The organism is Hymenobacter defluvii (assembly GCF_017589435.1).
Taxonomy (GTDB): Bacteria; Bacteroidota; Bacteroidia; order Cytophagales; family Hymenobacteraceae; genus Hymenobacter; species Hymenobacter profundi.
In genome coordinates this window covers 218,829-232,830 of the sequence record NZ_JAGETX010000007.1, presented here as the reverse complement: position 1 = coordinate 232,830, position 14,002 = coordinate 218,829, and the positions used below count along the sequence as shown (strand labels likewise).

At 57.7% G+C, this 14,002-nt stretch carries 10 protein-coding genes and 1 pseudogene; 1 reads left to right on the top strand and 10 read right to left on the bottom strand.

Going from position 1 to position 14,002, the window contains the following annotated elements; all coding sequences use genetic code 11:
- The 10 genes and pseudogenes from J4D97_RS14295 to J4D97_RS14250 form a co-directional block, all read right to left on the bottom strand.
- A pseudogene (locus tag J4D97_RS14295) lies at positions 1-218 on the bottom strand (hypothetical protein); the annotation flags it as partial.
- 60 nt (positions 219-278) lie between these two features.
- Positions 279-1,118, bottom strand: coding sequence for a glycosyltransferase family 2 protein (locus J4D97_RS14290; protein WP_208308126.1), 840 nt, complete (start codon positions 1,116-1,118; stop codon positions 279-281).
- Between the two features lie 62 nt (positions 1,119-1,180).
- A complete protein-coding gene (locus J4D97_RS14285; RefSeq protein WP_208308125.1) occupies positions 1,181-2,434 on the bottom strand; it encodes a glycosyltransferase family 4 protein in 1,254 nt (417 codons plus the stop codon).
- Entirely contained in the window at positions 2,431-3,468 is a 1,038-nt protein-coding gene (locus J4D97_RS14280; RefSeq protein WP_208308124.1) for a nucleotide-diphospho-sugar transferase, read from the bottom strand. Before J4D97_RS14280 ends, J4D97_RS14285 begins: the two co-directional genes overlap by 4 nt.
- A gap of 53 nt (positions 3,469-3,521) precedes the next feature.
- Positions 3,522-4,730, bottom strand: a complete 1,209-nt coding sequence (locus J4D97_RS14275; RefSeq protein WP_208308123.1) for a glycosyltransferase family 4 protein — start codon at positions 4,728-4,730, stop codon at positions 3,522-3,524.
- 31 nt (positions 4,731-4,761) lie between these two features.
- A complete protein-coding gene (locus J4D97_RS14270; protein ID WP_208308122.1) occupies positions 4,762-6,054 on the bottom strand; it encodes an O-antigen ligase family protein in 1,293 nt (430 codons plus the stop codon).
- A 24-nt stretch (positions 6,055-6,078) separates the two neighbouring features.
- Complete coding sequence (locus J4D97_RS14265) at positions 6,079-7,305, bottom strand: glycosyltransferase family 4 protein (protein ID WP_208308121.1); 1,227 nt, start codon at positions 7,303-7,305, stop codon at positions 6,079-6,081.
- Complete coding sequence (locus J4D97_RS14260; RefSeq protein ID WP_208308120.1) at positions 7,302-8,882, bottom strand: lipopolysaccharide biosynthesis protein; 1,581 nt, start codon at positions 8,880-8,882, stop codon at positions 7,302-7,304. Before J4D97_RS14260 ends, J4D97_RS14265 begins: the two co-directional genes overlap by 4 nt.
- Before the next feature lie 92 nt (positions 8,883-8,974).
- The gene (locus tag J4D97_RS14255; RefSeq protein WP_185282978.1) at positions 8,975-11,362 is read right to left on the bottom strand and encodes a polysaccharide biosynthesis tyrosine autokinase; all 2,388 of its coding nucleotides are present in this window, start codon (positions 11,360-11,362) and stop codon (positions 8,975-8,977) included.
- Between the two features lie 55 nt (positions 11,363-11,417).
- Positions 11,418-12,200: a polysaccharide biosynthesis/export family protein gene (locus J4D97_RS14250; RefSeq protein ID WP_185282977.1), complete on the bottom strand. Its 783-nt coding sequence runs from the start codon at positions 12,198-12,200 to the stop codon at positions 11,418-11,420.
- 524 nt (positions 12,201-12,724) lie between these two features.
- Here J4D97_RS14250 and J4D97_RS14245 point away from each other — a divergent pair.
- Entirely contained in the window at positions 12,725-14,002 is a 1,278-nt protein-coding gene (locus J4D97_RS14245) for a flavin monoamine oxidase family protein (protein WP_208308119.1), read from the top strand.

Genomic DNA, 14,002 nt, shown 5'->3' with positions numbered 1-14,002 from the left:
AGTGTGCAGTTCACCAGCTGCACGGGCTCCGTGGTGGCGATGCGCACGCACGGCACCGAGCTGTCCAAGCTCCGATACGACCCACTGTATACCCCGCCTTTGGTAATAACCAGTACGTTTTCCCGTCTGTCTTTCTGGGCCGAGCTTTGGCCGCACGCCAGCAACAGGCTACAGCTGACAGCAAGACTCAAGAGATATTTCAGGCAGCGGTTGGGCACAAGGCAAGTGGGTAAGCAGGTCAAAAAAGAAGGGATGGTACTACCATCCCTCTACTCTCTCTAATGCAGGAAGTACCCCACTACCCGCCGGGCGTAGCCGTTCAGCAGGAAGTACGGTAAGTAGGGCGCCGGGCAATTCTTCAGGGCAAAGTGGGTGAAGTTCACCATGTTGCCCCCACCCCGAATACCAAACAGATGTTGGTAGTAACCTTTCAGGCTGCGGTGTTTGCGGGTGAGCGTCTGGCCGCTTTCCTCAGGGTAGGTGCGTAGGGTAGCGTTGTAGTTGAGGTAGTTTGGGAAACCGTTGCGGCGGGCTACGCTGGTGTAGTCGAAGTCGGCTAGGTAGTGCGGCAGGCGCTTTTCGTCGAACAGGCCGATTTTGTCGAACACAGCTTTCGGAATTAGCAGGCCGCGGCCGGGCAGGTAGGTAACTTCGTGCAAGCCGGTCCGCTGCTCGGGGGGTAGGACTTCGAGCAAGTCGCGGCGCGTATTGCTGCGGAAGTTCAGGGTTTCGCCGCCGTAGATTGGCTCGCCGGTGGCGGCGTCTAGCTCCAGAGCGCCCAGCACCGCCTGCGGGTTGCGCTCGGCATCGAGCAGCATTTGCTCTACAAAACGCGGATCGGTCACCACATCGTTATTGAGGGTCATGACGCGGGTAGCACCCAACTCCAACGCCTGCCGAATGCCTAGGTTCACGCCTGCCGTCCAGAACAGGTTACCGTCGCCGGTTACTACTATCACTTCTGGAAACTCATCGGCCAGCATCTGGTCGGTGCCATCCGTCGAGCCATCGTCCACGACAATCGTGCGGAACGACTGGTTGGTTTGTGCCCGCAACGACAGCAGGCATTCGCGGGTAAATTCTTTGCGGTTGAAAACGGGTATGACGACGTAAAGCATTACAAAAGGGGTAGTGAGCTGTAGAGAACTAACTCTGCTTTGTGGGTTTGAGGCGACCTCAATTAGGTGTTTTTCAACACCGCCAATTGAGGTACTGCTTCTTCAATCAACTGCATGATGCGCTGACTACGGGCCGGCCAAATTTGCGTGCGGGCAAAAGCATAACCGGCTTGTCCCATCGCGACGCGGCGCTCCGGGTGGTCGTAGCAGTATTCCACGGCGCGGGCCAGAGCTGTTACGGTTTCGTCGGGCGTCGTTACCGGCACCTTGATGGCAGCATCAGTGGGTATAAAATCGCGGGCACCCTGGTGGTTGAGCGTAATAATGGGTAGGCCCGCACCCATGGCTTCCAGGAACTGCGAGGCGAAGGAATCGCGCAGGCTGGCGAACATGAAAACATCGTGCGTCAGGAATACCTCCCGCACTTCGGCCCATGGCAGGCTGCCACGCCAGGTTACACGCTCCGTAAGGCCCCGCTGCCGCAGCATTTCGGATAGCTCTGCTCCTACCGGTCCATCGCCTACGATGGTCAGGTGATACGGCACCCGCGCCGCCACCTTGGCCAGCGCATCGAGCACAAGGGGTAGGGCTTTGCGGTGAATCAAGCGGCCCAGCCATAGCAAATGTAGCTGAGCGGCTGGCTCACGCGCCGGAAATTGAGCGGGCAGAAAGGATTCTGGCAAGCCTGAATCCAGGAACAGCTCTACCCGCCGGGCACCCAGCGCCCGGACTTTCTCTGCGGTTTCATTATTTGTAGTCAGTACCAACGCCGCGTGCCGGATGCTCTGGCGCACGTTTCGGTCGCTGGCCATCAGCACCCGGCTGATGGTATTGCGCATGGTTTCCGATTTAAACCAGTCAGGAATGTAGGACTGGAATGAGCGAGGCGTTTGCTGCCCGCCACCCAATGGCCCGATAACCAAGGGTTTACCTACCCGCCACAGCCACGAAGCCATTTGCAGGCTCGCATAGGTGGCATGATGAATCAAATCAAACCCAACCGTAGCTTCTAACTTGCGCGCTGCCCGCCACGCCTGGTACTGCCACACCATGTAGTGTAGGTACACGCCAAACTGCCAACGGTAGAGGTAGTCTACCCAGTTGGGCACGGCTACATACACGAAATGCAATCTGTCCCGATTTTCCGGCGTGGAATGCTTTGCCAGGTACGCTTCTATATCAGCCCGCTCATCGGGACGGGTAAAGCACCATACCTCATGCCCATGCCGTAGCCACTCCTGCGTCCAGTGGTAGCCAATGCCATTTTCCCCGCCCTTAGTGGGGTTGCAGGCATACGCTGAGAGCAGAACGTTCATGATGACAGGGTGTTTGCAGGAACGGCTTCCGGGGTAGGCGTCGCTGATTTTGCTTTGGGACTTTGCAAGCCCGAGGCCACGGGCTTCTGCCCGGCGAAAACCCGCCGCACAATGGCCGACAAACGGCTGCGTAAAAATTCATTGAAGCGTTTCCGGTCGCGGGGCCGGTCCAGGCGCACGTAGGCTGGGTGCTGTAGCGGGAAGCTCAGCTCCTGCGCGGGTAGGGCACCCATCATATCGCCGTCGTCGTGGGTGTGGGTGGAGTTGTTGCCGAAGCCGATATTACCCACCAGATTCACGGCGGGCACAATATATAGGCCTGAGTTCATGGCAATGGTATACTCCCACTGGTAGTCCCACACGTCGGGCGGCGAGGGCAGGGCCAGTACACCGCGCATCTTGCCCAGGCGGTAGCGCTTTTCCAGCGCACTGCTGAATACACCATCGAAAGCGCCGCTGGCAACGGCCTCTCGGAAGCCCGACAAGTGGTAATCGTACATGTCCCAGGCACGACGCCAAGTAGCCCAGCCCCAGCTGTTGCGCTGCTCCGAGAAGTAGTAGGAAGGCGCACCGGGTGCGAGCGGCTGTTGGGCCTCAGAGCCAAAGTTGTTGCCGCCAATGTGCATCACGCGGGTATCGTCGCGGTAGCGAGCCAGCAGTTCCTGGCAAAACCGGAAGAAACTGGGCGAGGGCACGCAGTCGTCTTCCAGAATAATGCCTTCCGTTTCGTGGCTGAAAAACCAGGTGATGGCCGTGACAGGCCCTACCCCGCAGTTCAGGTTTTTTTCCTGAAACAGTGTGAACACTTCGCAGGGCCAATCCACTTCCTCCACAATGGCGCGGGTTTCGGCGCAGCGCACGGCGTCGGTGGGGTGGTTGGGGCGCGGGCCGTCGGCGGCCACATAGAGCCGGGTAGGCCGCGCCTGACGGATGGTATCAAATACGCGCCGGGTGGTATCGGGCCGGCTGAAAATCAGCAGCAGCACCGGTGTATCCAAAGCCGTATCAGCAGACGGAGTAGCAGAGGAGGTCATAGCAGAACAGGTAGCAGTAGCAGTCGCCCCTGGTAGAGCAACGTCGGCAGTATCTAAGCAGTGGCAGCCACAGCGGGTGCGGCAGCGGCCGTCGGCACCGAATCGCGCACGGCTTCGTACATCGCTACGGTGCGCTGGATGATGGTATCAGGATTATGCCGCTCCTGAGCTACGGCCTGGGCCTGAGTGACAATGCGCTGGCGCAGAGCCGGATCGTGGTAGAGGCGCAGGGTCTGGCGGGCCAGGCTGGCGGGCGTCAGGTCGCAGAGCAGGCCGGTTTCGCCTTCGGTAATCAGCGAGGCTACCCCACCCACGTCGGAAGCCACCACAGGCAGGCCCATCAGTTGGGCTTCACACACGCTATTGGGACTGTTATCGATGTAGGAAGGATGCAGCAGACAGAACGATTCGCGGCACAGACGGGCCAGGCCGGCTCCCGTCTGGAACGGGCGGCACTCCACGTGCTCGGGGCCGATGTGCTGTAAGTTGTACTGGGTAGCCACTGCGGCCACATCGGCCGGGTTCAAGCGACCTACAATCACCAAGCGCAATTCGGGGGCTTGTTGCCGGATGAGGTCGAAGCCCATCAGCATTTCTTTGAAGCCTTTGATTTCCTGCTTACCCCCCACAAACAGCGCCTGCGGCCGGGCGGGCTGCGGCGGCGCGGGCTTGTCGGCTTCCTCAAAAAACTCGGGCCGAATGGTCTCCCAGTTATGAAAGATGCGGGCGCCGGGGCTCAGACGCTTGGTGTGCGACTTATCCCAATCGGTGCGGCAGGAGAAGTTGTGCACCGTGGGCAGGTAGCGCTTTTCGTAGAAACCTGCCAGCGTCCACAGAAACTTCAGCATCGAAAACTTCTTGGGCACCACCTTGGCGTACTCCGACACGATGCCCTGCACCGATAGCACCATGGGCGCAGGTAGGCCGGCCGTCATGGCGGGCAGTTGCAGCTCCGAGCCGTGCAGGTGCAGCACGTCATACTCCTTATAATGCTGGCGCAGGTACTTCTTCACAATGGCAATGCGCCATTGGTAGAGCGTCAGAATATCGGTGCGCACCTTGGGCACTTTCAGGTAGATGAAATGCATGCCGTCGCGGTCGAATTCATCCACGGGCTTGTCGATGCGGTGCGTCCAGTTCAGAATGGTTAGCTCCACACCGGGCTGCCGACGCAATAGTTCTGCCAGCGTGCCTACCCATGGAACGGGGTGCGCCGCGGGCTCAGAAGGGTGAGGGTAAGGGGCAAGCCAGAGAATCTTCATATCAAAACGAAATAATAGGCAGACAGCGGGATTAGATAGGTAGCGCCTGGGCGGGTGCCCGGCGTGGCTGCGCCGCAGACCGTGGCTGCATGGGAATGGCATCGGGCATGGGCTCGGCCAGAGCGGCTAACATCAGGCCAATTAGGCCATAGTGGTAGGTAGACCAGTCATAGGATGTGCCGAACACCACTAGGCTAATGAAGAAGGCCACCAGCGCGGCCGTATCCGCGTCTAAAGCACGGGAGCGAAGCAAACGCCGTGTGATTAGCACAATGGGCACCAGCACCACCAGCAGAACACCCACAAGGCCGAAGTAAAAAGCGCGGTCGAGGTAGAAGTTGTGGAAGTGATGACCAGTCCGGTCTTTCCACATGGGCATGTCGCTGCTGGGGTCGTAGAATTGCATGGGCACTTCGAAACCTTCGAGGCGCCAGCCGGCTATGGGGCGTTCTTCTACCAACGGTATGTAAGACTCAATCTGCTTGAGGCGCCAGCTGCCGGTGCCTTGCTTGTCGGCGTTAGCAATGTCATCGATACTTTGCTCAAAGCGGGTGACTACCTGCGGATTATCTAGCACCAGCATGGTGATACCCAACGACCCCAGGATGAATGGGATGACGAGAAGCATTACCATTTTGACAGGGGAGAACCGCGCTAGCCGTGCACGGCGCAGCAGCCATACATCAATCGGAATGGCGATGAACATGGCAATCCAGACCGAGCGGTGCTGCAAGAAAATCACCAGCGGCATACACACGAACACGACCAACAACGAAGCAAGCGAGTTGCGCAGCAAGTAGTTGTTCAGACTGAGTAGAATTACCAGCACAAATAGGTAGGCCGACGCAGCATTGAAACCCCGCTCATTCTCCACAAAAGCACTCAGGCTCAACGACTCCCGGTGAAACAACACAAGATTACCAAGTGAAACCAGCAGGATAACCGTGCTAAGCTGCTGCATAGGTGGCAGGCCGTGCCGCCGATAGAAGCCGTAGATGCCGAAAATCATCAGCAGCACAAACAGCTTGTTGAATACGTGGGCGTACTCCAACACCGAGCCCCAGCCGGCGTATGACTCCAGCATCATCCCGCCAATCACCAGCAATACGGCTATCAACCACTTGCGCATCAAGGGCTCGAAGTAGCGCCAGTAGAACCAGATGCTGGCCAGCGACCCGGCCAACAGAGCGTATACTAGAAACTTCAGCTCTCCCGGCTCCTGGTCCACCCGATCAGCTCCGAACGCAAACTCCCAGAAGGCCTTACTGGTAGCCAGTATTGCCAAGATGGGGAGGAGCGCAAGAAAGTTTAGCTTGATTTTCATGGAGTACGGAAGTATGCCGGCAAATCAGTGCGCCTCGACGGCGGGCAGGGGTTGCGCAGGAGTAGTGGCTTTTGCCGAACGGTTGGCGGTTGGGTCAGGCAATTGTCGAGCCTGCTTGAAGAAAGCCAGCGTATTAGCAAGCATCACGTGGGCGTCGAAGTGCGTGCGCCCAAAGGCATGCTGCCGCTGCCGCAACTGCTCCAATTCGGCAGGATTCGTCAGTAGGTTTTGCAAGCGGCCTGCCAACTCGGCAGGCGGAGTAGCCACTGGCACCAGCGCTTCGGGGGTAGGCGCGAGTAGCTCGGGGATGCCCCCTACCGCCAGCGCCACGGCCGGGCACTCGGTAGCCATGGCTTCGAGCAACACCAGTGGGCAGTTTTCGCGGGTGGCGGCGTGTACGTAGAGGTCGGCAGTGCGCAGCAAGGCCATTATCTCACGGTGGTAGCCCAGCAACACCACGTGCTGCTCTAGGCTGGCCGCGGTAATCTGCTGACGCAGATGCTCTTCGTCCTCGCCTTTGCCTACCAGCACCAGCACAAAGTCAGCGTATTGCTGCCGGAGTGCGTCGGCTACCTGCACTAGGTAGCGTTGGTTTTTGCGTGGTTCTAGCTGCCCTACGTTTAGTATGATAGCGCGGCCGGGGAACATCGCCCGCAGGTCGGGCACGCCGGCTGGGAGGGCAGGCGCCGCGGGCGGGGTCATGTCCACGCCGTTGTAGACCACGGTGGCCTGCGCATCGGCCGGTAACCAGGGCAATGTGCGTTGCAGCACGTAATCAGACACCCCGATGAAATACCGGGTTTTCTGCAACAGAAACGTGTACCAGCGGTGTAGGGCTCGTGCCGTGCGGCCTGAGAGGTGCAGTTGGTGCACCAACTCCTCAGACGGATGGTCGTTGAAATGGCCGGTTACGACTACCGGCGCCTGGTCGCGCAGGGCGAGGCGGGCGGCCCACCCGCTGCTCACATCCTGGGCATTCACCACGTCGTAGCGGGCAGTGCGGTCGATGGCAAAATAGATTTCGGCCACGAAGCCTAGCTCTATTCCCATTCGGGCACCCGCCTGACCAAATAGGCCCAGCGCACGGCGGAAGGCTCCAATGGCGCGGCGCACCGCGGGGCGCAGGCTGGCCTGCGTTACCACCGTGACGGTGTGACCTTCACGCTGGAGTTGCTCGGCCAACCGCTCGTAGTGCACGCGCACCCCAGAAGGGGCTCCCGGAACCATCAACGAAGTCAGCAGAATATTCATGGCGTGAGGGAGCTGGTAAGCGGCTCGAAAGAAGGAAACAGTGGCTGCTGACGCTCCAAAAAGGTAGCATAGCGCGCTAGGCTGGCATGGATGGGAGTAGGCAGGCCCGCCACGTTACGCAGGCGGTTCAAACCTTGCTGCAAGTGTGGATGCAGTTCGCTGGAAGGCCAGCGCAGCACCACAATACCTAAGGCCAGGCCGCCCATGGCAATCTGTGCGATGAGTGTAACCAGTGCCGGGCTACCCACGGCGCGCAGCCCCAGCGACACGACCAGAATTCCTACCCCTACGGCAGCAGCGTTCAGCAGACCAGGCAAATACATGGCCAGCAGCTGCCGGTATCGAATGCCAATATCATTGTGTGTGATGCGCATGTACAAGAACGTCCGCACAATTTCGCCTGTGCCGATGGCGGCGGCAATGCCCAGCAGGCCGTAGTCGCGCAGTAGCCAGAACATGCTGGTAAGCAGTACCATGAACTCTAAGTTCAGAATTACTTTCTGGCGAAGGTTGGCCCGCGCATCGGCCACGATACCCGCGAACATAGTGGTCATGCTCAACGGAATAGCGAAGCACAGCATCCGCAGAATTGGCACCGAATCCATCCATTTCGGACCGAGCAGTACCCGCACCATTTCGGGAGCAGCCACGGCTACTCCAGCGCACATAGGTAGGATGAGGGTAGCCACCAGCGTGCTGCTTTTCAGGTAGAGAGCCCGCACGCGCGGCACATCTTCCTGAATCTTGCTGAACGCCGGAAAAGCTACCCGCGCTAGGCTGTTGGTCAGGAAATACATGGGCAGATACAGCAGCATGTAGGCGCGGTTGTAGATACCCAGCAGCGTACTGCCTAGCAGGCGACCAATCAGCAGCGTGTCGAGGTTGCCATTCACAAACTCCAGGAAGCTGATAACCGACACCTTGCTGCCGTAGCCAAGCAGCTTGGCATATGGCTCGCGGCTGAAAATGAGCTGGATAGAGTGGCGCACCAGCGCGTAGCTCATCAGGGTAGCAAACAGCTGCTGCGCCAGGCTGGCCGCAATCAGGCTCCAAACGCCCATTCCGGCCCAGGCCATCGTAATGCCTACCCCGCCGTAGCCTAAGATATAGGCTATCACATCCACTTTGGCAATAGAGTCGAAGCGCATTTCGCGCCGGAGCAAGCTGGCGGCAGTGGTGCCAATGCCTACCAGAACAAAGCCTAAGGCTTGCATCCGTACGATGGGCACTACGGCTTCATTTTTTAGAAAGAACACCGATAATGGTGCCAGCAACCAGGCCAGCGCCGCTACTCCAATGCTCAATCCAATGGAAGCCGTGAAGGCCGCCCGGATATCCATCTTGCTAATTTCAGGGCGCTGCACCAGCGCGTGCCCCAGGCCCATTTCGGCAAAGTAGCTACCGAAGCGCAATACCACACCCGACATGGCTACCAGACCAAACGCGGCCGGGTCCAACAGGCGTGCCATTACCGCCGTGTAGCCAATTTGCATCAGTGCGTTGGCCACGGTGGCAGCGGTGGTCCACTGCACACCCTTCACAGCCGCCGATGCTATATTGCTAGAGGTTACTGCCATTTAGTTGTGCATTAGATAGTTGTCAGTCAGTGGTTGTCAGTTATAAGTTGTCAGGTTCAACGACAACTTATAACTGACAACCACTTAACTCACTAGCTGCCGTAGTTGTAGGCTTTGGTTTTGTAGCGGTATTCGTAGGTGTTGGCGAAGTGCACGTCGTTGATGACCGTGTACAGTTGCTTCACCTTCTGGTCGCGATACAGCTCGTCGATCTGCCCTACCATCTCGCGGTCGGTGTAGTTCTGGCGTACCACGTATAGGTTGGCATCCAGATGCTGAAGCAGCACGAAGAACTCCGATACATAGCCCATCGGTGGAATATCTACCATTAGGTAGTCGTATTCTTCCTTAAGCAGTAGAATCAAATCTTCCAGACGCTTGGACTCCAGCAGTTCCGTGGGGTTATGCGGAATCGGGCCGCAGGCCAGCACATCTAGGTTAGGAATATCCGTTACGATGCGAGCTTCTTCCAGCGTGCTCTGGCCACTCAGGTAGGTGCTCAGGCCCTGGGGGGCTCTGGCATCGATACCCAGGTAGGGAGCCACGGCCGGGCGGCGCATGTCGCATTCCAGCAAAATCACGCGGCGGCCGCTACGGGCCAACTCGGCGGCCAAGTGCACAGAGCAGAAGGTTTTGCCCTCGCCCGGTACCGATGACGTAACGCCGATAACGCGCTTATCGAGGCCAGCCGAGAGGTATTGCAGGTTCACCCGAATCGAGCGAAAAGCCTCTACAATGGGGCTGCGTGGGTCCTGGGTCTGTACGCGGCGGTCTTTGCTAGTGCCGTGAGGAATCACGCCCAACAGCGGAATATCCGTGATGCGCGCTAGGTCTTCTTTGCCCTGCACGCGGCGGTTGGTCTTGTCGATCAGCAGCACCAGCCCGGTAGGAATGGCTAGGCCAGCCAACAGAGCCAGCAGGGCTACCAGCGGCGGCTTGGGCGCCGCTGGGCCAAGGCCGGTTTGCCGGGCCGGGTCTACTATTTTCTTGTCGGTAGTGTTGGTAGCTAGAGCAATAGCAGCTTCGTTGCGCTTTTGTACCAGGAAGCTATAGTTCTTCTCGGTAGATTCGCTCGTGGTTTGCAGCGAATTCAACTGACGCTCATTTTCGGGGGTGCTGCTCAGCTGGCTACGCACGGCGCTCAGTTGCTGGTCCAGATCGCGCAGGGCAATTTCGGAGGTGCGCGTTAAACTACCCAGGGTCTGAATCAACTGCTCCTTAGTGGTGCTGATTTCCTCATCTAGCGCTACTACCTGCGGGTTGATGTCGCTGGCATTCACAGCTAGCACAGCGCGCTTATTGTTTAGCTCTGTGAGTTGCTCAATCAAGTGCGTAACCGTAGGATCGGAAATGCCGGCGCTGCTGAGCGTAGCCACCTGCGACTTGCCGCGGTGCTGCCGCAGGTAGGATAGCATACTCTCGTAGAATTTCTGATCGGTGGCCACACGAGCACGCATGGTACCCAGTTGTGCCTGCTGCTGAATATCTACGCCCGACTGCACCCCTACGTCTACTACATTCCGCGAAGCCCGGAAGGAGCTGAGGTTAGCTGTGGAGCGGGAGCGAGAATTTGACAGTTTACCAATCTCATTGTCCAGAAAAGCAATCGTCTTGCGGCCCGTCTCGTTCTTCTGGTTCAGGTCGTCCTGCACGTAGGTGGTCATCAGCGTGTTCAGGAAGCGCTGCTCTTTATCGGGCACACTACCCCGAATGCTCAAAAGCAAAATCCGCGACTCGTGCTCAGTGGGTTGCACTTTCAGGCGCTGTTGATAGTCAGCAGTCAGGCTGCTCATATCATTCATCCGGAAGAAATACTGCTCGCTGCCAGTGGCAGGGTAGCCCGGCTCGGGGTTGATAACAACCGACAGCAAAGGCGTGCGAAGCGTATCGCCGGCACCAATAGTCTGATCGAACTTTACGTCTTCTACCTCGCGCACCAGCTCACCGGAAAACAGCTGGCGTAACTCGCCTTTGTCGGCTTCGGCATGCACCCGGAAGCGACCATCGGCCAGCGATTCTACATAGATGGGTACTCCCGTCAGTTGTGGTTTGTCGGCCAGGGCCTGCACCTGAAACGGCACGCCTCCCATGGCGCGCTCACGCACCTTCAGCTTGCGCACCGAGTTCAGCCACGAATCGGGCACGGCGTAATAGCTTACCCCAAACGGCAGCTGCTCCAGCGTGCGGCGCACCATATCGGCCGAGGTAAGCAAGCCTACCTCGTCTTCAATCTTTACCGCGCGCTGCTTATTGTTATCAAGCAGTTGCAGCAGCTCTTGGGTTTGTTTCGAGCCGGTCGACTGGTCGCCGATCAGCATAGTAGACTGGTAGTCGTACACCGGCGATTTCACGGCCAGATACAGCCACGCACCCAAGCCTGCCAGCAGCAAGCAGCCCACAAACCACGCCCAACGCCGGCGGAGCTTGAAAAAAAGCTCGTGTAAATCTATTTCCTCCGAGAAGGCAGAACGGTTTTCCATACCAGATAGTCCTTATTAGGTTAGTAGCAATAAGTAGATAGTCCAGCGAACTTCTCTACTTGAGAATGAAGCCCAGCAACAGCACAACGGACGAGATGCCGGCGAAAACTAGGGCTAGGTTGCCGACATTGGCCCGGGTAGTACGTGCTTTCATCGGCTCCACATACAGCGCGTCGTTGGGGAGCAGGTAGTAGTAGGGCGACTGTAGCAGTTTAGGGTCGGTGAGGTTGATGAGCACAACTTCCGGACCGTTTAAGGTTTGCCGCACCAGTTTCACGTTTTCGCGGTTGCCAAATTCCGTTAGGTCGCCTGCCATGCCTAGGCCTTCCAGAATGGTAGCCTGCGGGTTGTAGATGAAATAGCGACCTGGCGAGCGAACCTCGCCTAGCACCGTAATTTTAAAGCTCAGCAGCTTTACCAGCACATTTACGTTGAGCACGTAATTGCTGATGTTCTTCTGAACCAGCGTCTGCGCCTGACTGATATCCAGGCCCTGTACTTTCAGCTTGCCCACGGTGGGTAGGCTAATGTTGCCGTCTTCGCCGATAGGGTAGCCAGTCAGGTACAGCGTGCCGGGGTCACCGGAGTTCATGATTTGCGTGCCCGTGATATTGAACGGCTCTGTCAGCTTAGAATCGGCGCCTTGCACCCGAATACTAAGCACATCACCAGGTTGCAACCGGTAGTTGGGCCGGGGATTGCTTACAGCCACTGGGGCTTTCACAGAATAGCTACTGCTTTGCAAGTAGGGTAGCTTTTCCTGCACCACGCAGCTTTGCAGACTTACTGCCCAAACAATCAGAAATAAAAGCAGACTCGAGCGGAGTGGTAAACGCATAAACGCGGGGTAAGAAAATTGCGAAATGAGGGAGTGATTGATGATGTGCAAGAAGACTAGTAGGATTTTTCTAAATATAACAGCATCCTATCTTTATCGCTTATGTAGCAAAGTTAAGACACAAAAGGCTGCTATTTATTATTTATCGTATAAAATATATGTATATGTTAAGGCAACAAAGAGATAACACACGTACCTATCGTAACGGGGCTCGACACAACACAAGTGCATAATTTTAGCTATTTCCAAGACCCATACGTGACATCCTAATTAGCGTTACATAAGATACGTTTTACTTTTAGCACCCAGATTTCGAGAGTACACGTATAGGGCACACCTTTTTTCATTTTTTGTCTTCGATAGATACTATTGATCCTCTACGCATGGCAACCTATAAATACTTGTATATCTGATAGAAAGCCAAATAGCAACCTTTCCAAAGCCTACCCCTTTCTCTTGGTAGGCACATCCACTTCATATTGCCATTACCAGTAGCAGATTAATTTTCTGCAGTTACTCAGTTTATGGATTCTACCGACGTTGTGATTGTAGGAGCAGGCGCAGCCGGACTACTAGCGGCCCGCACGCTGGCTCAGGCCGGGCGGCAAGTGCTGGTGCTGGAAGCCCGCGACCGGGTAGGCGGCCGGGTACATACTTGCACGCCGGCGGGCTTCAGTGCCCCCATAGAAATGGGTGCCGAGTTTTTGCACGGCGCGGTGCCTCTCACGCGTGCTTTGCTGGCCGAGGCCGGCCAGACGTGTTATGATTCTACCGGACGGGCTTACGCCGTGCGGCAAGGGCAACTGCGGGTAGACGACAACTTCTTCGAGCACCTGCCGCAACTGCTTGATAAGCTTCAAACACTCTCGCACGACCTGACGCTGGCCGACTTCCTGCACCAGGAGTTTTTGGGGGAGGAGCACCGTGGTATGCGCGAAATGGCCATGCAATTTGCTGAAGGCTACGACGCAGCCGACCCGACACGCGTGAGCGCATGGGCCTTGCGCGACGAGTGGGCCACGGGCGACGCCGACGACTCGCCGCGGCCTGTAGGCGGCTACGGCCCGCTGCTGGACTGGCTGGCCCAGCAAGCACAGGAAGCCGGCGCTACGCTGCACCTGTCGCGGCCGGTGCAAGAAATCCAGTGGCAGCCAGGGCAGGTACTGATTATTGATCAGCAAGGTCAGCGCTACCAGGCCCGCCAGTTGTTGCTTACGGTGCCCTTGGGGGTGTGGCAGCAGCCAGCAGATCAGGCAGGTCACCTGCGCTTCACGCCCGAGCTACCCGAGTACCGGGCAGCTGCGGCCGCACTAGGCTTTGGCGTGGTTACCAAGTTTGCGCTGGAATTTCGGGAGCCTGTTTGGGAGGCCAAGATGCCCGAAATGGAGTTTCTCTTCTCCGATGCCTCCGTACCTACCTGGTGGAGTCAACAGCCCGACACACGCCCCCTACTAACGGGCTGGCTGGCTGGACCAGCCGCCGAGCGCCTGCGTCAGCATTCAGACGAGCAGTTGTTACAGCACGCGTTGGATTCGTTGGCATATTTGCTGGATACTACGGCCGCTGCGCTCCGCCAGCAGCTCCAAGCGTGGCACGTAGCCAACTGGGGAGCCGACCCGCTGGCACGGGGGGCCTACTCCTACCCTACTGTACAGGCAACCTCGGCTCGCGCCCTGCTGACCACGCCCATCGCCAACACCTTGTTTTTTGCCGGCGAAGGGTTGTACGAAGGCCCAGCAGCCGGAACGGTTGAAGCCGCGCTAGTGAGCGGCCAGGAGGTAGCGCGGGCTATGCTAGCGTAG

What these genes read in the sequence shown, in the direction of transcription:
- J4D97_RS14285 (WP_208308125.1), bottom strand. Translation starts at nt 2,434, where the DNA reads ATGAACGTTCTGCTCTCAGCGTATGCCTGCAACCCCACTAAGGGCGGG.
- J4D97_RS14280 (WP_208308124.1), bottom strand. Translation starts at nt 3,468, where the DNA reads ATGACCTCCTCTGCTACTCCGTCTGCTGATACGGCTTTGGATACACCG.
- J4D97_RS14255 (WP_185282978.1), bottom strand. Translation starts at nt 11,362, where the DNA reads ATGGAAAACCGTTCTGCCTTCTCGGAGGAAATAGATTTACACGAGCTT.
- J4D97_RS14290 (WP_208308126.1), bottom strand. Translation starts at nt 1,118, where the DNA reads ATGCTTTACGTCGTCATACCCGTTTTCAACCGCAAAGAATTTACCCGC.
- J4D97_RS14270 (WP_208308122.1), bottom strand. Translation starts at nt 6,054, where the DNA reads ATGAAAATCAAGCTAAACTTTCTTGCGCTCCTCCCCATCTTGGCAATA.
- J4D97_RS14260 (WP_208308120.1), bottom strand. Translation starts at nt 8,882, where the DNA reads ATGGCAGTAACCTCTAGCAATATAGCATCGGCGGCTGTGAAGGGTGTG.
- J4D97_RS14245 (WP_208308119.1), top strand. Translation starts at nt 12,725, where the DNA reads ATGGATTCTACCGACGTTGTGATTGTAGGAGCAGGCGCAGCCGGACTA.
- J4D97_RS14250 (WP_185282977.1), bottom strand. Translation starts at nt 12,200, where the DNA reads ATGCGTTTACCACTCCGCTCGAGTCTGCTTTTATTTCTGATTGTTTGG.
- J4D97_RS14275 (WP_208308123.1), bottom strand. Translation starts at nt 4,730, where the DNA reads ATGAAGATTCTCTGGCTTGCCCCTTACCCTCACCCTTCTGAGCCCGCG.
- J4D97_RS14265 (WP_208308121.1), bottom strand. Translation starts at nt 7,305, where the DNA reads ATGAATATTCTGCTGACTTCGTTGATGGTTCCGGGAGCCCCTTCTGGG.